15 protein-coding genes are annotated in these 17,857 nt (G+C 70.8%); 7 read left to right on the forward strand and 8 right to left on the reverse strand.

Annotated features, from left to right (window positions below; genetic code table 11):
* Positions 1–40: 40 nt before the first annotated feature.
* Positions 41–2,674: a DEAD/DEAH box helicase gene (locus ABZU76_RS11345; RefSeq protein WP_354867544.1), complete on the forward strand. Its 2,634-nt coding sequence runs from the start codon at positions 41–43 to the stop codon at positions 2,672–2,674.
* A gap of 42 nt (positions 2,675–2,716) precedes the next feature.
* Here the strand turns inward: ABZU76_RS11345 and ABZU76_RS11350 are convergent, their stop codons facing one another.
* From ABZU76_RS11350 to ssd, 8 genes are all read right to left on the reverse strand, one after another.
* Positions 2,717–3,337: a bifunctional DNA primase/polymerase gene (locus ABZU76_RS11350; RefSeq protein ID WP_354867547.1), complete on the reverse strand. Its 621-nt coding sequence runs from the start codon at positions 3,335–3,337 to the stop codon at positions 2,717–2,719.
* A gap of 421 nt (positions 3,338–3,758) precedes the next feature.
* Positions 3,759–4,112, reverse strand: coding sequence for an Rv3654c family TadE-like protein (locus tag ABZU76_RS11355; RefSeq protein ID WP_354867549.1), 354 nt, complete (start codon positions 4,110–4,112; stop codon positions 3,759–3,761).
* Positions 4,109–4,447: a TadE family type IV pilus minor pilin gene (locus ABZU76_RS11360; RefSeq protein WP_354867552.1), complete on the reverse strand. Its 339-nt coding sequence runs from the start codon at positions 4,445–4,447 to the stop codon at positions 4,109–4,111. Before ABZU76_RS11360 ends, ABZU76_RS11355 begins: the two co-directional genes overlap by 4 nt.
* A complete protein-coding gene (locus ABZU76_RS11365) occupies positions 4,447–4,611 on the reverse strand; it encodes a DUF4244 domain-containing protein (RefSeq protein WP_220244842.1) in 165 nt (54 codons plus the stop codon). The genes ABZU76_RS11360 and ABZU76_RS11365 overlap by 1 nt, the downstream gene beginning before the upstream one ends.
* A 31-nt stretch (positions 4,612–4,642) precedes the next feature.
* Positions 4,643–5,335, reverse strand: coding sequence for a type II secretion system F family protein (locus ABZU76_RS11370; protein WP_354867555.1), 693 nt, complete (start codon positions 5,333–5,335; stop codon positions 4,643–4,645).
* On the reverse strand, positions 5,332–6,084 hold the full coding sequence (locus ABZU76_RS11375) for a type II secretion system F family protein (protein WP_354867558.1): 753 nt from the start codon (positions 6,082–6,084) through the stop codon (positions 5,332–5,334). The genes ABZU76_RS11370 and ABZU76_RS11375 overlap by 4 nt, the downstream gene beginning before the upstream one ends.
* Positions 6,085–6,136: 52 nt before the next feature.
* Complete coding sequence (locus ABZU76_RS11380) at positions 6,137–7,273, reverse strand: TadA family conjugal transfer-associated ATPase (protein WP_354867560.1); 1,137 nt, start codon at positions 7,271–7,273, stop codon at positions 6,137–6,139.
* Between the two features lie 341 nt (positions 7,274–7,614).
* Entirely contained in the window at positions 7,615–8,676 is a 1,062-nt protein-coding gene (gene ssd / locus ABZU76_RS11385; RefSeq protein ID WP_354867563.1) for a septum site-determining protein Ssd, read from the reverse strand.
* Positions 8,677–9,232: 556 nt separating this feature from the next.
* Here ssd and ABZU76_RS11390 point away from each other — a divergent pair.
* The 6 genes from ABZU76_RS11390 to murQ all read left to right on the forward strand — a co-directional run bounded on the left by ABZU76_RS11390 (position 9,233) and on the right by murQ (position 17,667).
* The gene (locus ABZU76_RS11390; protein ID WP_354867565.1) at positions 9,233–10,078 is read left to right on the forward strand and encodes an HAD family hydrolase; all 846 of its coding nucleotides are present in this window, start codon (positions 9,233–9,235) and stop codon (positions 10,076–10,078) included.
* Between the two features lie 568 nt (positions 10,079–10,646).
* Positions 10,647–12,473, forward strand: a complete 1,827-nt coding sequence (locus ABZU76_RS11395; protein ID WP_354867568.1) for a glycoside hydrolase family 3 N-terminal domain-containing protein — start codon at positions 10,647–10,649, stop codon at positions 12,471–12,473.
* Positions 12,470–13,729: a DUF1343 domain-containing protein gene (locus tag ABZU76_RS11400; protein ID WP_354867571.1), complete on the forward strand. Its 1,260-nt coding sequence runs from the start codon at positions 12,470–12,472 to the stop codon at positions 13,727–13,729. Before ABZU76_RS11395 ends, ABZU76_RS11400 begins: the two co-directional genes overlap by 4 nt.
* Before the next feature lie 11 nt (positions 13,730–13,740).
* Positions 13,741–15,507 (forward strand): serine hydrolase, encoded by a 1,767-nt coding sequence (locus ABZU76_RS11405; RefSeq protein ID WP_354867573.1) that lies wholly within the window; start codon positions 13,741–13,743, stop codon positions 15,505–15,507.
* Positions 15,508–15,718: 211 nt separating this feature from the next.
* Positions 15,719–16,720 (forward strand): MurR/RpiR family transcriptional regulator, encoded by a 1,002-nt coding sequence (locus tag ABZU76_RS11410; RefSeq protein ID WP_354867576.1) that lies wholly within the window; start codon positions 15,719–15,721, stop codon positions 16,718–16,720.
* A 17-nt stretch (positions 16,721–16,737) separates the two neighbouring features.
* Positions 16,738–17,667, forward strand: coding sequence for an N-acetylmuramic acid 6-phosphate etherase (gene murQ / locus ABZU76_RS11415; RefSeq protein WP_220244851.1), 930 nt, complete (start codon positions 16,738–16,740; stop codon positions 17,665–17,667).
* Positions 17,668–17,857: the final 190 nt, after the last annotated feature.

Genomic DNA, 17,857 nt, shown 5'->3' on the forward strand with positions numbered 1-17,857 from the left:
CGCGCCGGTTCTGTCGGTGCCCTGTGCGAAGCTTCGGCACGTGGTCGAGCGAGGACGGAGGCTGCTCAGCCGGGTCACGGCGGGGGTCCCGGTGAACGAGAATCCGGTCACGCACGTGGCCGAGCTTCCCGCGCGGGCAGCCGGTTTCGCGGCGTGGCCGGAGTGGGCCGCGCCGTCGGTCGTGTCGGCGTTCGCGGGTTCCGGAGTGGAGACTCCCTGGAAACACCAGGTAGAGGCGGCTTCGCTGGCTCACACGGGGTCCCATGTGGTGGTGTCGACGGGCACCGCTTCGGGGAAATCGTTGGCGTACCAGCTGCCGGTGCTGTCCTCACTGGCCACGGGCTCCGCGGCGACCGCGTTGTACCTCTCGCCCACCAAGGCGCTGGGCGCTGACCAGCTGCGTTCGGTGTCCTCTTTGGACGTCCCCGGGGTGCGGTCGGCGTCGTACGACGGCGACACCCCGATGACCGAGCGCGACTGGGTGCGCGCGCACGCGAACTGGGTGTTCACGAACCCGGACATGCTCCACCGAGGGATCCTGTCTTCGCATTCACGATGGACCCGGTTTTTCAAGAACCTGGCCTACGTGGTGGTCGACGAGTGCCACAGCTACCGCGGGGTGTTCGGTTCGCACGTCGCGCTGCTGCTGCGCCGGCTGCGGCGGGTGGCGGCGCACTACGGGGCGTCGCCGGTGTTCGTGCTGGCGTCGGCGACCACGGCTTCGCCGTCGGAGTTCGCTTCGCGGCTGACGGGGCTGCCCTGCGCGGCGGTCACTGAAGACGCTTCGCCGCGGGGCGCGCGGACGGTCGCGTTGTGGGAGCCCCCGCTGCTCGACGAGCTGACGGGCGAGAACGGCGCGCCGGTGCGACGGTCGGCGGGTGTCGAGACGGCGCGGATCCTCACGGACCTGGTGGTGGAGGGCGCGCGTTCGCTGGCTTTCGTGCGCTCACGCCGCGGGGCGGAGCTCACGGCATTGGGCGCGCGGCGCCTTTTGTCCGAAGTGGACCCGGCGTTGGCGGAAACCGTTGCTGCGTACCGATCCGGCTTCTTGCCCGAAGAGCGTCGGGCGCTGGAGGCCGCTTTGCTGTCCGGCCGATTGCTGGGGGTGGCGACCACCAACGCGCTGGAGCTCGGCATCGACATCGCGGGCCTCGACGCCGTGGTGCTCGCCGGCTACCCGGGCACGCTGGCGTCGTTCTGGCAGCAAGCCGGACGCGCGGGCCGCTCGGGCGACGAGGCCCTGGTCGTGTTCGTGGCGCGCGACGATCCACTCGACACCTACCTCGTGCACCACCCGGCTGCGCTGCTGGAGCGTCCGGTGGAGACGGCCGTGCTGGACCCGACGAACCCCTATGTGCTCGGGCCGCAGCTCGCGTGCGCGGTGGCGGAGCTGCCGTTGACGGAACCGGAGCTGGAAACGTTCGGCGGTCCGGCCGCGCGCGCCGTGCTCGCGGACCTTGCTGAGGAGAAGCTGCTGCGCCGCCGTTCCAGCGGCTGGTACTGGACCGCTCGCGAACGCCCCCACGCGGAAGTCGGCATCCGAGGCTCGGGCGGCGACCAGATCGCGGTGGTGGAGGCGGATTCCGGCCGCATGCTCGGCACGGTTGACCCGGGTTCGGCTTGCTACGCCGTGCACCCGGGTGCGGTGTACCTGCACCAGGGTTCGTCGTACGTCGTCGACGAGCTCGACCTCGAGACCGGCCTCGCCCTCGTGCACGCCGAGGACCCCGACTGGCACACGTCGCCGCGAGAGGTCGTGGACATCTCGGTGCTGTCCACGCAAGAACAGTGCTCCCACGGCGGTGTCACGGTGTGCCTGGGTGAGGTGGCGGTGACGTCGCAGGTCGTCGGCTACCTGCGCCGCCGGCCGTCGGGTGAGGTCCTGGACCACACGCCGCTGGACCTGCCGGAACAAAGCCTGCACACGCGCGCCGTCTGGTACACGGTGACGAGCGACTTGCTCGGCCCTGCGCATCGGGTGGGGACCGGGGGTGCACTGGGCGAAGCCGCGGCTGCGGCCGTCGCGCCGGTGGGGACCGGGGGCACTCGGGTCGGGGCCGAGAGCGTGGAGTCGGTGGGGACCGGGGGTGCTCTGGGCGACGTCGCGGCTGCGGCCGTCGCGCCGGCGGGGACCGGGGGTGCTGAGGGCGGGGCTGGTGCTGAAGCTCGGGCCGGGGCCGTCGCGCCGGTGGGGACCGGGGGCGCTCGGGTCGGGGCCGAGGGTGGGGCGCCGGTGGGGACCGGGGGTGCTGGCAGAGCACCGGGGGGCGCCGGATTGGTTCCGGCGCGCGTCCCCGGTGCCCTGCATGCCGCCGAGCACGCGGCGATCGGCCTGCTACCGCTGTTCGCTACGTGCGACCGCTGGGACATCGGCGGGGTGTCTACCGCGTGGCACGAGGACACCGGGGAGGCGACGGTGTTCGTGCACGATGGGCATCCCGGGGGTGCGGGATTTGCCGACCGCGGTTATGCCGCGATTGTCCCGTGGCTGGCCGCAACGCGGGAGGCGATCGTCTCCTGCGAGTGCCCGACGGGCTGCCCGTCCTGTGTTCAGTCGCCGAAGTGCGGGAACGGCAACGAACCGCTGGACAAGGCAGGGGCGGTGGCCGTACTGGATACCGTGCTTGGGGCTTTGCGTCAGCACGGGGAGCAGTGCGGCCACGGTGGTGCGTGAAATCTCTTCAGTTGTCGACGCTGCTTGCCGGGGTCGAACCGGTCAGGCAGCGGTGGTCTCCGCGAGCAGCGGGGCGTGCTCGTCGGCGAGAGCGCGCATGAGCACGTCGTGCACCTCGGCCGGGTCGGGCAGCTGCCAGCCGCACACCTCGGGCTTCACGCGCCAGTGCACGACACCGTGCTGGAACGGCGACGGCGGCAGCGGGATGTAGCTACCGGCACCGTGCCACTGCACGGACGCCTGCTCGGCGAGCTCGGCCGGGATGCCGTCGGCGGGCGTGGTGAGGAAGAGCCAGCGGCCGTTGGGCATCGCGACGATCGGCGCGGGGTGCCCGAGAGCACGCAGCAGGCGGGCGGCGCGCTTGCCCAGCTCGTCACCGACCTCGATGGCGTCGACGACCGTGCCCGTGGCCACGAGCAGGCTGTGGGTGCGGCTGGAGAACCAGGTGGCGACCTCGTGGGCGTGGGTGCCGACCAGCTCGCGCCAGTCGTCCCGCACCGGCACCGGCCGGCGCCACGTGAGGTCGTCGCCCTCACCGGTGATCGGCGCCGGGGTCGCCCCCGGGAGCACCGGCCAGCCGCGCCAGGCGAGGCCGATCGCCTCCGCACGAAGTTCGATGCGGAAGGCGCTCCGCCAGCTGTCCGGCCAATTCGCGTCCAACATTGCTTTCCTGCCTTCAAGGTCCGGTTTCGCGCCACCCGGGTCGGGGCCGTTGGTGGCGCACGTCTCACTAAACGGCAATTTGCACATTGCGCGGAAGAGCCGCGCGACAACCGGTGGTTACTGGGCGATGAACGCCCGGTAGCCCACCGCTCGGCCGATAACGGACAGCCGATGATCGGCCGTTGAGCCCCCGCTGAGGTCCCCCAGCACGCGGGTTGACACTTTCACCGCCCTTCGCGGCCACTGTGGCGCACCACGTCGTTTAGGCCGTTGACCAGCTGCTTTAACCGCTCGCCGTGCGTCAGCTACCGCTGCTCGTGGCGGTTCGCCGCTCGTCGAGACAGTGCGTCTGATTGCTCCGGCGATGATCAACACCGGGCGCCACTCGTCGTAACGGCGGGTGGACGAGCGGTGGCGGGCGTCACTCCGGGAGTCCGACGGGGCCGGCCCGAGCCCGCGCCGAGGGCGGCGGCAAGCCGGGGACGGGCGGGCTCGCCGCTCGCACCTCGACGAGGGCGTCGCGCTCGTGCCAACTGCAGGCGATGACGACCGCGCCCTCATGCTCGGCCACTTCGCGAGCGCGGTCGCATGCCCGGGCGGGCCCGTCGGCGGCGTGCGCGGCTGCGGCCAGCGCGCCGAGGTCAGCGGCGGCTTCCACTCGGTGCCGGGCTGCCACGGCCGCGCCGAGCCAGCAGCCCGCCGCGGCGAGGCCGACGAGCGCGGCGATCACGATGGCCGTCCACACGGTGGCGACGCCGTCGTCGTTGTCCTTCATTGCTGCGCTCCGGGTTCGGCGACGGCGTAGGCGGTGGCGTCCAGGTGGAAGCCGGTGAGCGTGTCGGTGGTGACCTCGGCGGTGATGCCGTCGCCGGACCGGCGGATGGTGAGGCGCGCGCCGCGGGGCGCGATCGTCTGCACGACGGCCTCGGCCGCACCGGGCTGTCCGGCGGCGGCCAGGCGCGCGGCTTCGCGGGCGGCGTCGAGGCACCGGATGTGCCCGAGCACCGCGGCGAGGCCGGCGAGCAGCAGAGCCACCACGGCCGTGAGCGCGCCCAGCGAAAGGGCGGCTTCGACCGTGACCATGCCGCCGTCCCGGCGACGGCCGGCCATCAGGTCGCCACCGTGAGGGCCCGCTGCACGAGACCCGACAGCGCCGTGCTGATCGAGTCGCCGCTGAGCAGCACGAACAGCGCGAGCGCGAACGCCGCCGCGGCCACCGTGCCGATGGCGTACTCCGCCGTGGTGGTGCCCTCGTCTCCGGGGAGGAAGTGCATGGTCGGTCCTTTCTGTCCATTGTGGATTCATCTACAACACACTCCCGATTCGCTCGGCCAGGCCGAGCACCACCGGCAGCACGCCGAGCACGAAGAACGCGGGGAGGAAACAGAGTCCCACCGGCAGCGCCAGCGCGACCCCGGCCCGTTCCGCGCGTTCCTCGGCCTCGACGCCGATCCCGTCGCGCAGGCGGCGGGAGACTTCGTCGGCCGTCGCGGCGAGCGCCGCGCCGGACCGGGCCGTACGGGTCGCGGCGACTGACAGCTCCTCGAACCCGGGCCGGGTTTTGAGCTGGGCCCAGGCTTCGGCCGGTCCCGCGCCGAGGGCGAGGAGGTTTGCGGCGGCTTTCATGGCCGTCGACGTGTGCTCGGGCGCGGTGGCGCTGACGGCTTCGAGGGCCGTCGGCACCGGCAGGCCCGTGCGGAGGCAGGCGCCGAGGAGGTCGAGGGTGGCGGCGGAGTTCAGGCGTTCGGTGACGTCGTCGCAGGGTTTCGGTCGGCGGGAGCGGTGGAGGAGCCACCAGGCTGTTGCTCCCGCCAGTGCGCCACCCGCTATTCCGGCGACTACGGCTACCGATGCCCCGGCCACTGCGGCAGCGAGGACGTGTCTCGTGCCGAGGCTCGGGAGTGTCGGTCGCCATGTGGTTGGTGACGCGAGGCTCCGCGGCTTCGGCGCGCTGGGCCAGACGAGGAGCGCGACGGCGGCGAGGACGTACGGCGTCATCGGACCTCCCGGCGGCCGGTGAGCACGCGGGACCACGCGGTGCCCGCCCAGAGCAGTGCGGCGCCCGCCACCAGGAACAGCTGCCCGAGGACGGTCTGGGCGAGCACAGTCAGCGGCTCGGCGCCGATGGCCTGCCCCATGGCGAGGCAGAGGACGGGCAGCCCGGTCAGCACGGTCGCGCTCATCCGCGGGCCGGCCATCTTGGCGTGCAACCGCCGGGCGTACATGGTGGCGGCGTCGACGTCGCGGCGAGTGGCGTCGAGGGTGTCGGCGATGGGGAGGCCGTGCCTGCGGGCGAGGGTCCAGGCCGTGGCGAGTTCCGGGAGTTCCGGGGATTCGAGTGCGCCGTCGAGTCTTGCGGCGGTGGCCAGGTTGGTGAGCTCGCCTGCCAGAGCGGGGACGGCTTCGGCTGCCGCTTCCGCCGCGAGTACCGGATGAGCGCCGGCCCGCAGTTCGGCGACCATCGTGCGGAGGGCGGCCGAGGTCTGCTCGGCTCGGGCGAGTGCCGCGGAGGTTTCCCTTCTGCTGCGCCATTCCTGCCTTGCCGCCACGGTGATCAACGCGGTCGCCACTGCGGCTCCGACTCCGGCGAGCGGAAGAGCGAGGAGCGTCGGCAACACCCAGACGGCTTGGCGCGGCGGCGTGGGGATGGTGAGCCGTCGCCGCGGTGGTGCCAGCAGCCGGGTCGGCAGGGTCGGCCAGGTGAGGAGGGCGGTGCCGAAGCACAGGAACGGCCAGGCGGTGATCACGCGGTCCTCTCCTCTGCGCTGAAGGGTCTGGTCGCGCGCGAGCAGGTCGGGATCACGCGGTCGTCTCCTCGAAGAGGGGGCGGTAGGGGGTCCAGTGGCCGTCGCGCCAGATGGGGGTGGTGTGGGTGGTCGCGGTGGTGCGGTGGAGGGTCGCGATTTCGGTGAGGCGGCGGGCGCCGGTGGGGTCGCGGCGGAGGTGGAGGACGACGCGGATGGCGGCGGCCAGCTGGCTGTGGAGGGCGTCGCCGGTGAGGCCGCCCAGGGAGGCGAGCGCTTCGAGGCGTGCGGGGACCTCGGAGGGTGAGTTGGCGTGGAGGGTGCAGGCGCCGCCGTCGTGGCCGGTGTTGAGGGCGTTGAGCAGGGAGCAGACTTCGGCGCCGCGGACTTCGCCGACCACCAGGCGGTCGGGGCGCATGCGCAGCGCCTGGCGGACGAGCTCGGGCAGCTCGACGGCGCCGGCGCCTTCGACGTTGGCCGGGCGCGCGACGAGGCTGACGAACTGCGGGTGCGCGGGGCGCAGTTCACCGGCGTCCTCGACGCAGATGATGCGTTCGCGCGGGCTGACTTCGGCGAGGAGTGCACTGAGGAGGGTCGTCTTGCCGGCACCGGTGCCGCCCGTGACCAGGAACGCGAGGCGGCGCGTAATGATCGAGCGGAGGATGTCGGCGCCTTCTTCGTTGACGACGCCGAGTGCGGTCAGGGTGTCGAGCGTGTGCGTCGCGGGGCGAAGGACGCGTAGGGACAGGCAGGTGCCGTGGGGCGCGATCGGCGGCAGGACGGCGTGGACACGGACATGCCCGCCCGGGACGGGGAGCCAACCGTCCACATAGGGCTGCGCGTCGTCGAGGCGCCGGCCCGCCGCGAGGGCGAGGCGCTGCGCCAGCCGGCGGACGGCTTCTTCGTCGGCGAATCGGACGTCGGTGCGGGTCAGGCCGGAGTCGCCGTCGGTCCAGGTCTGGTCGGGCGCCGTGACGAGAACGTCGGTGACGGTGGGGTCCTCCAGGAGCGGCGCGAGAGGACCGGCGCCGACAAACTCGTCGTGGGCCTGGCGGACGGCGTCGAGGACCGCGTCGTGGCTGAGGGTGCCGCCGGCTTCCGCGCGCACGGCCTCCGCGACGGCGACGGGGTCCGCGAGGCGGCTCTCACCGGCGAGCCGATTGCGGACACGCTCGACGAATTCGGTGGTCATGTCGGCGGCTTCGGGTAAGTGGGCATGGCTGGGCTCCAGAGGCGACGCACGATGGATGGGTTGGTGGTAAAGGGAAAGGCGAAGGACCACGCGATCTGCCGAGTGCAGGCGAGCCATGTCGGGCGCACTGAGCGGGCGCCGACCGGAACGAAGGACGACTTACTTCACACGGCAGCTCGGGCTACGGTCCGCACCGCAGCGGGTGCCTCAACCTGACGGCAAGGTCACGGCACGCGCGCCAAGGCGGAGATGAGCCGAGATCGGATTTCGGCAAATCGCGTCGGGCGAGCACGCCGCCGCCTACGGAGTACTCGACCGCCCCCTGCAACGTCGGCCCCATCTCAAGCCGCCGCGGGGAGAGCGGCCGACGATGGGTGGAGTTCGGCGAGGACGGCGCGCGCCGCGGTGACCAGGGCCCCCTTGGACGGGAGGTCGAACTCGCCCGTTTCGAGGGTGGCGGCGACGCGGCGTTCGGGTGGCAAGGTGGCGAGCAGGGGCGGGCCGAGGAGCGCCGTGGTGCGGGACGGGGGTGCGCCGGCGTAGGGGTGTCCACTTGCGACGATGGCGAGCCGGTCGGTGTGGGGCCTGAGGAGGTCGAGGACTTGCCGTGCGGCCATGCAGGCGCGGAATTCGACCGGGACGACCAAGACCACCAGGTCCGCGAGAGAGGCGACGGCCAAAGCGCCCTCGTCGAGGTGGCGGGGCAGGTCGCAGACGACGGTGCGGCCCGAGCGGCGGCCGGCGGTGACGACGGCGGAAAGGGCGCGCGGGTCGGGACCAGGGCCAGTGCGGCCGCAGGCCAGCACGGGCAGGGAGCCGCGGCGAGGGAGGGCGTCGACCAGCGACGGCAGCGAGACGCGGCCGGACAACCGGACGTCGGGCCAGCGGTGGCCGGGGGTGTTTTCCAAGCCCAGTGGGAGATCCAGGCCGCCGCCCAGGGGATCGCAGTCGACGAGCAGCGCCAGGCCGGCTCGGTCCGCTTCGACGGCCGTGGCTGCCGCCAGCACGGAAGCACCCGCGCCACCGCGTCCGCCGAGCAAGGCGAGGACCGGGCCGGGGTGTTCGGCGGGGGCGTCGGCGACGTCGGCCAAAGCCACTGTCAGGTCTGATTCGTCGTCGGGCAGGCACAGGACCCGCCGGGCGCCGACGAGGGCCGCGCGGCGCCAGGACTCGACGTCCACCGCGCCTTTCGACACCACCAAGACGCCGTCACGACGAGGTAAGTGCAGGTCGTCGGCGGAGTCCTCGTCGATCACGACCAGCGGTGCCCGCGTCCAGCGTGGACGCGCGGCCGCGAGATCCGGTGCGCGGTCGAGCTCGCAGCCGGCGACCGCGGCGACGCGCAGGATCTCGTCGAGCACCGCGCCGTCGGCGGCGACGACAAGTGGACGTGCGGTTCTCATGAAGGCCTCCCCCTTGCGGAGCGGAACCCGGGCCACGTGGACCGGGTCCCACCAAGATCACCCGGCCCGGACGCGACGGCAATGGCCAACCGCGCAGCCTGTGGACAACCTGTGGCTTGTGGACAACTTCCCGCCGAAACGGCTCGGCGCGGAGTTCCGGTCGGATCGATGAGGCACAATGCGCGACCAGCCGCGACCCGTGAACCGGGGAATTCCAGGCAATCTCGTAATTGCCACGAAAAACATCCTGGCGATCCGCGAACGCGGAGGAAAAAATGCACTACCCCCAGAAAAGAGGGCGGCCCTCGCCAGGGGGGAGGGACGAGGGCCGCCGTGGGTTCAGCCCCGGGGGGTCGGACTGAACCGGCCCGGTTGGACACCGGGTTCCCACACTGTAACTCCCTCGGGCACCGGTTGGCGCCGCAATCGACACCTACGATTCGGTAACGGCATCCAAAGCCGGATGCACTGTCCTGTCATGGATTTTCCGCCGGGAGGGCGCGCCGGTGTTCGATCAACGCGAGTACGCGGGCGCCGCTTCTCCTATCCTGATCACGTGGCCGAACCCAGCACCGCGCCGCCGCGCGAATCCCACCCCGAAGAACCCCGGCGAGCCGTCGCCGCGTTCTTCGATCTCGACAAGACCATCATCGCTTCTTCCAGCGCGCTGGCGTTCAGCAAACCATTACTCAGAGAAGGGCTGATCAACCGCCGATCCGCTTTACGTAGCGCGTACGCACAACTCGTCTTCTCCCTAGCGGGTGCCGACGCCGACAAGACCGAACGCATGCGCGCCGAGGTTTCGAAGCTCTGCGCCGGCTGGGATGTCGCCCAGGTTTCCGCGATCGTGCGAGAAACGCTCCACGACGTGGTGGACCCCCTCGTGTACGTCGAGGCCACCGATCTCATCAACCGCCACCTCGCCGACGGCCACGACGTCGTCGTCCTCTCCGCCACCGGTGAAGAGGTCGCCGCACCCGTCGCCGCGATGCTCGGCGCCACGCGTTGCGTCGCCACGCGCATGGAGATCGCCGACGGGCGCTACACCGGCGAAGTCGCCTTCTACTGCTACGGCGACAACAAAGCCGTCGCCGCGAAGCAGCTCTCCGCGACGTACGGGTACGACCTCGCCGAGTGCTTCGCCTACACCGATTCGAGTACCGACATCCCGCTCCTGGAGACCGTCGGCCACCCGCACGCCGTGAACCCCGACAAGCTCCTGCGGCGCGAAGCCGGCGAACGCGGCTGGCCGATCCTCGCGTTCGAACGCCCCATGTCACTGCGCAGCCGGATCCCGGCCCGATCCGCGGGCATGGTCGCGCTCGGCGTGGGCGCCTTCGCCGCGGGCGCCACCTGGTACAGCCTGAGTCGTCGCCGACGGTTCCGAACGCCCCCGCGCTAGGCACCCACACGGCGGTACCGCGACCCGTTTTCTCAAGCGTAGAGCGGAATCGGCCGTCGCTCAGGGTGTGTGCATCACCGGATCGAGCCTCTTTTACCGGTGCACCCGTCCACACTCTTGAAGTGACCGGGCTCACGGCGTAGAAAGTAGGTGCGGACGTTGAGCCGGCCAGGGCAGAGGTAGAAGAGAAGCCTCTGTCACCCCGGGCAACCTCCGTGCGCGGACTCCGGGTACCCACGCGCAGCGCGCCGCGGGAGGCTCGTCGTCTAGGGACTGCGTACCGGGACGCCGGACGCCGAGTCCATGAAGGTACGACCAGAGTTGCACGCTTGGTCGCCCGAGATGTTCCGCGCTTGCAGGCGGCGCCCGCCGGCTTCGGCCGACGGGCGCCGCCAGTGTTTCCAGAGACTTTTTTCCAGAGACTGTTTTCTAAAAACCTGCACTACAACCCCCACGTTCCTGCGCTCGGCCGATGGACAACGCCCAAGCCGGTGAGTAGCTTCCCGATACCGGCGCCGCCAGGTGGACTTCTCACCACCCGCGGCGCACGACACTGGGAGGCCCTTTCGTGACGACCCGACTCGCGCGTACGCGCCCGCGGAGGATCCATGCGCTCGCCGTCCCCCTCGCGGGGCTCCTCGCCATCGCCGGTCTCGGCGCCACCGCCTCGGGCAGCACGCCCGCGAGCTCGATGAACACCAACGCCCTCGACGCCGCCGCCCAGCAGGCGCTCCACGGCCTCAGCCTCGAGGAAAAAGTCGGGCAACTGTTCGTCACCTGGGTGAACGGCAAGTCCGCCGATGAGGTCAACCCCAAGAACCAGACGGATTTCGGCGTCGACACGCCCGCCGAGGTCGTCCGCAAGTACCACCTCGGCGGCGTCATCTACTTCAACAACGACACCCGCGACAACTTCGACACCCCGACCCAGGTCGCGAAGCTCTCCAACGGCCTGCAGCAGGCCGCGATCTCCAGCGGCGCCCACATCCCGCTGCAGATCGGCACCGACCAGGAGGGCGGCACCGTCACCCGGATGGGCGCTCCTGCCACGGAGTTCCCCAACTCCATGGCCATCGCCGCCGGCCGCAGCACCGACAGCGCGACGCAGGCGGCCACGATCATCGGCCACGAACTGCGAGCCGTGGGCATCAACCAGGACTTCGCGCCCGACTCCGACGTGAACTCGAACCCGGCCAACCCGGTGATCGGCGTGCGCTCGTTCGCCGGGCAGCCGGGGCTTGCGAGCCAGTTCGTGACGGCCGAGGTCAAGGGCTACCAGAACTCCGGCCCGGCGTTCGAAACCGTTTCCTCCACGGCAAAACACTTCCCCGGCCACGGCGACGCCGCCACCGACAGCCACACCGGGCTGCCGCGCATCGACCGCACCGAGGACGAGTGGCGCAAGATCGACGTGCCGCCGTTCAAGGCCGCCATCGCCGCGGGCATCGACTCGATCATGAGCGCCCACATCCAGTTCCCGAGCCTCGACCCGTCGGGTGAGCCGGCCACGCTGTCGAAGCCGATCATCACCGGCAAGCTGCGCAACGAGCTGGGTTACGACGGCGTGGTGATCACCGACGCGCTGGAGATGCAGGGCGTCCGCGAGCTCCACAGCGACGCCGAAATCCCCGTGCTGGCACTGAAAGCGGGCATCGACCAGCTGCTCATGCCGGTGCACCTCGACCTCGCGATCAACTCCGTGATCTCCGCCGTGAAGTCCGGCGACCTGCCGATGCAGCGGATCGACCAGAGCGTGCTGCGGGTGCTCAAGCTGAAGCTCAAGCGCGGCATCCTCACCTCGCCGTTCGACAACCCGGCGCTCGTCGCGAAGAAGGTCGGCACTCCGGCGCACCTCGCCACCGCGCAGGGCATCGCGGACCGCTCGCTCACCGCGATCGCCAACGACGCGGGCGTGCTGCCGCTCAAGCAGAAGCCCGCCACCGCGCTCGTCACCGGCTGGGGCGTGGCCAGCACGCAGACGCTCGCCGACCGCCTCACCGCCCACGGCACCAAGGCGACGGCGCTGCAGACCGGGCAGACCCCGTCGGACGACCTCATCGCCCAGGCCGCCGCGGCCGCCGCGAAGACCGACCTCGTCGTGGTTCTCACGAACAACCTCGGCGGATTTCCCTTGCAGAACAAGCTTTTGCAGGCGTTGATGGACACCGGCAAGCCCGTGGTCGCCGTCGCCGCGCAGATCCCGTACGACGCCGGGTACGCCAACCCCGTGCCCACGTGGCTCGCGACCTACGGCTACATCACGCCGTCGCTCGAGGCGCTCGCGAAGGTCGTGCTCGGCGAGACGAAGCCGAGCGGCAAGCTGCCCGTCGACGTCCCCGCGGGCGCCGACGTGAACACCGTCAAGTACCCCTTCGGACACGGGTTGAGCTGGTGAACATCAACCGCAGGAAGTTCCTCGCCGTCCCCGCGCTCGCCGTCCCGGTGCTCGCGGGCGGCTCGGCCGTCGCGCAAGCAACACCGGCAGCGCACCACCAAAAAGTGCTCACCGGCGCCGAACAACTCACCGCCCAGCACTGGCGCCCGCTCACCGGCCGCAAGCTCGGCGTGCTGTCCAACCCGACCGGCGTGCTCGCGAGCGGCGACCACATCGTCGACGACATGGTCGCCGCCGGGGTCCGCCCCGTCGCCGCCTTCGGCCCCGAGCACGGCTTCCGCGGCAGCGCGCAGGCCGGCGGTTCCGAAGGCGACTACACGGATCCGCGCACTGGCATCCCCGTATACGACGCGTACGGCGCCGACGCGGCGAAGCTCGCGACACTGTTCACCAAGGCCGGCCTCGACACCGTCGTGTTCGACATCGCCGACGTCGGCGCCCGCTTCTACACCTATATCTGGTCGCTCTACACGGCGATGGTCGCGGCGGCGAAGGTCGGCGCAGCGTTCGTGGTGCTCGATCGGCCGAACCCGATCGGCGGCCGCCTCGCCGGCCCGGTGCTCGACCCGAAGTTCGCCTCCGGCGTCGGCCGCAAGCCGATCGCGCAGCAGCACGGCATGACCGTCGGCGAGCTGGCGCGGCTGTTCAACACCGAGTTCCTGCCCGGCGAAGGCGTGAAGCCAGTGAAGCTGGACGTCGTCGAGGTCCGCGGCTGGCGGCGAGACATGCTCTTCGCCGAAACCGGTCTCGACTGGGTCATGCCGAGCCCGAACATGCCGACGCCGGACACCGCGATCGTCTACCCCGGCACTTGTCTGTTCGAAGGCACGCTGTTCGCGGAGGGCCGCGGCACCACGCGGCCGTTCGAGATCATCGGCGCGCCGGGGGTCGACTGGCACTGGCGCGACAAGCTCGAAGCGCTCGACCTGCCGGGGGCGCGCTTCCGCGAGACGTATTTCGTCCCCACGTTCAGCAAGTTCGTGAACGAGACCTGCGGCGGCGTGCAGCTCACCGTGACCGATCGAGGAGCGTTCGACGCGATCACCACGGCCGTCGCGATGCTCGTGACCGCGAAGCAGGTCGCGCCGCAAACGTTTGGCTGGCGGCCCGACCACGCCATCGACTTGCTGTCGGGTTCCGACCGGCTGCGCACCATGATCGACGCCGGCGCCGGGGTCGACGAGGTCACCGGCGCCTGGCGCGCCGAGCTCGCCGCGTTCGACCGCAAACGCCGGCCCTACCTGATCTATCGCTGAGGAGAGCGGTCATGCGTGCTAGGAAGGTGCTCGCCGCGACGGTCGTTGTGCTGGTCGCGGCAACGTCGACCGCAGGAGCCGCCGCCATCGCCACCACGACGCAGCACGACCCGCTCGCCGGGCGCTTCGACGTGGTGCGACACGGCTTCGCGGCGCCGTCGACGACGTTGCGAGAAGGCAAGCCGTCCGACGTCGGGCTCGACGCCGGCCCCATCAAGTCCGCCGAGCAGTTCCTGGCGAGCTGGACGCAGCCCGACGCGTCCGGCCACCCGCACTTCTCCGGCGCCGTCGGCCTGCTCGCCCACGACGGCGTGGTCGTCGACCGCTACGCCGTCGGCGGCGCGCTGAGGTACGCCGATGCGGCGGGCACCGAGCTGCCGAAGGACCAGCAGGTCCCGATGCGGAACGACACGATCTTCGACATGGCGTCGGTCTCGAAGCTGTTCACCTCGATCGCCGCGCTGCAGTTGGTGGAGCAGGGCAAACTCGACGTCAACGCACCCGTCGTGCGCTACCTGCCCGAGTTCGGCGTGAACGGCAAGGAAGCCGTGACGATCGAGCAGCTGCTCACGCACACGTCCGGCTTCGACGCCGACCCCGTGCCGTCGCTGTGGCAGGGCTATCCGGACATCCCGTCGCGCCGCAAGGCCGTGCTCGACAGCCCGCTGAAGAACGCGCCAGGCACCACTTATCTCTACTCCGACCTCAACATGCTCACCCTCGGCTTCGTCATCGAGAAGCTCACCGGGCAGACGCTGGACAAGGTGGTGCACGACCGCATCACCGCGCCGCTGGGCATGGTCGACACCGGCTACAACCCGCCCGCGTCGAAGCTGAACCGCGTCGCCGCGACCGAGTACGAGGCCGACCCGCCACGCGGGCTCGTGCGCGGCCAGGTGCACGACGAGAACGCGTGGTCCCTCGGCGGCGTCGCCGGGCACGCCGGCGTGTTCTCCACCGCGAGCGACCTGGCGATCCTCTGCCAGACGATCCTCAACGGCGGCACTTACCGGGGCAAGCGCATCCTGCGGCCGGACACCGTCGAGACGATGCTGACCAACTACAACCAGCGCTTCCCCGACGACGCCCACGGCCTCGGGTTCGAGCTCGACCAGCCCTGGTACATGGGTGCGCTTTCCTCACCGGTCACGGCGGGCCACACCGGATTCACCGGGACGACCCTGGTCATCGATCCGGAATCGCGGTCGTTCGCGTTGTTGCTGACCAACCGAGTGCACCCGAGTCGCAACTGGGGATCCATCAATACGGCCCGCCAGGTCTGGGCCACTTCGCTGGCCCAAGCCATGACGGTGAAGCCCGCGCAGGGCCGCGACGCGTGGTTCGCGGGCCTCGGCGACAAGTCGGCGGCTACGCTGAGTACGCAGCCCTTGACACCGCGATCCGGAGGCCCGTTGCAGGTCTCCTTCTACGCCTTTGTGGATACGGAAGGCCCGACTGATCCACTCCAGCTGGAATCGTCCTCCGACGGCGTTACTTGGCAACCGGTCGCCGTTCGTGCAAACGGAGCAGGCGCACCCCCCGGACAGGTGACGTCGCTCTCAGGTCACGGACACCGTGCCTGGTGGCGCGTGACGGCAGAAGTACCGGCCTCGAGCGTTACGACCCTGCGCTGGCGTTACAACACCGACGCGAGTTACACCGGACGCGGAGTTTCTGTCGACGGTGTGAAAGTCACCGAACGCGGCCGGACAGTTCTCGATGGTGAGCGGAATCCGTCGACACTCACCGCGACCGGGTGGATTTTGAGCGCTCGGTGACCGGGCTGTCGCACAACGCCGAACTGGCCCTCCCACTCAGCGATCCGAAGCCTTTTGCGGGGCGACACTAAGTTGCCAAGTCGTTAGCTTGAGCTCGTTAACAAGGTCGACCTGGTTAGCGACTTTCTGGTCAACGATTAATCGCAAAACGAAGTCCGCAGACACGGACGGGTTGCGATCCTGCCGAAGGATGTGGGTAGCCTTGTCGCAAATGCCAACGGTTAGTAACTTTCCGACGGTGGACGATGCCGATTCCGTAACCATCCCGGCACCGTCCGAGCAAACCCCAGCTCAGACCACTGTGCGTGACGCCGAGGCGAGCCCGCTGGTCCGCATCCGCTCACTGCTGCCCGGGCTCGCCCGCGCCGAGCAGCGCGTGGCGAAGGTCGTGCTGGAAGACCCCGCGTCGGTGGCGCGCCGGAGCATCACCGAGGTCGCCCTCGCCGCCAGCACCAGCGAGACTACGGTCACGCGGTTCTGCAAGGCCGTCGGCGTCGGCGGGTACCCGCAGCTGCGCATCGCGCTGGCCGCGGACACCGCGCGCACCGAAGCCAGAACCACGCGCAACCTCGGCGGCGAGATCGCTCCGGACGACGACCTCGCGGCCGTGATCGGGAAGGTCAGCTTCGCCGACGCGCGCGCCGTCGAGGAGACGGCCGACCAGCTCGACGTCGCGACCATGCAGCGCGTGATCGACCTCGTGGCCGAGGCCGGCCGCGTGGACGTCTATGGCGTGGGCGCGAGCGCGTTCGTGGCCGCCGACCTGCAGCAGAAGCTGCACCGCATCGGCCGCGTGAGCTTCTCGTGGTCCGACACGCACATCATGCTCACCTCGGCCGCGGTGCTCAGCCCCGGCGACGTCGCCATCGGCGTCTCCCACACGGGCGCGACCACCGACACCGTGGAGGCGCTGCGCGTCGCCCGCGAGCACGGCGCGGTCACCGTCGCCGTCACGAACTTCCCGCGTTCGCCGATCACGGAGGTCGCCGACCACGTGCTCACCACGGCCGCACGGGAAACCACCTTCCGTTCCGGGGCCACGGCGAGCCGCATCGCGCAGCTCACCGTGATCGACTGCCTGTTCATCGGGGTCGCGCAGCGGCACATGGACGCCTCCGTCAGCGCGCTGGACGCGACGAGGGACGCGGTCGGCTCGCACCGGCTCGGGGTCAGGCCCGACGGTCGCCGCCGTCCGCGGGAAACCGGTAAGTGAACCGAGAAACGAGGCGCATGATGTCCGTCCCCACGCAGGCGGTACACGTCGATTCGCCGACCGAGCAGCGCAACCCCCGCACGGTGGACATCGACCTGATGTCCACCATGGGGATCCTCAGCGCCATCAACGCCGAGGACCGCCGGGTGCCCGACGCGGTGGCCGCGGTGCTGCCGCAGCTGGCGCGCGCGGTCGACTACGCCGTGGAAGCCCTGCGGGGCGGCGGCCGCGTGCACTACGTCGGGGCGGGCACGTCGGGTCGCCTGGCGACGCTGGACGCGGCCGAGCTCGTGCCGACGTTCAACGTGCCGCCGGACCTGTTCGTCGCGCACCACGCGGGCGGCGAGAAGGCCCTGCGGCAGGCGGTGGAGAACGCCGAGGACAACGACGAGGCCGGCGCGGCCGAGCTCGCTGCCGTGGTGCAGCCGGGCGACTTCGTGCTCGGCCTCGCCGCCTCCGGGCGCACACCGTTCGTGCTCGGCGCGCTCGAGGCGTCAAGCCGCCTCGGCGCGCACACGGGGCTGGTCTCGGCCAACCCGCGCGCGTCGAAGCCGGCCGGCGTCGACGTGCTCATCGCCGTGGCCACCGGCCCGGAGGTGATCGCCGGCTCGACCCGGATGAAGGCGGGCACGGCGCAGAAGCTGATCCTCACGGCGTTCTCCACGGCCACGATGATCAAGCTGGGGAAGACCTACTCGAACCTGATGGTCAGCATGCGGGCCACGAACGCGAAGCTGCGCGGCCGCACGATCCGCATCCTGCAGGAAGCCACGGGCCTGACCATGGCCGACTGCTCCGACGCCCTCACCGAGGCCGGCGGCGACCTCAAGACAGCCCTCGTGCACCTGCTGTCGGGCTCCGACGTCGAACGCTCCGCGGCGGCGCTGGCGGCCAGCGGCGGCCACGTCCGCAAGGCACTCGCCTCGCTGCACTTGCGCGCGGGCTGAGTCTTCGGCCTCGGCTCCGCCGAGGCGTGCGAGATCGCTTCAAGCCGGCTTCTTCCCTCCCGATGTGCTCGGCCCGAGGGGCCGAGCACATCGCTCAGTCCAGAAGCCGGCGCGATCCCGCGTGGTGGTCGGCCAAACGCCAATGACGTAAATCGGGCAAGAGCCCCTCATCTCCTGGTGAGGGGCTCTT

The sequence above is a fragment of the Amycolatopsis sp. NPDC005232 genome, from assembly GCF_040607795.1.
Lineage (GTDB): Bacteria > Actinomycetota > Actinomycetes > Mycobacteriales > Pseudonocardiaceae > Amycolatopsis.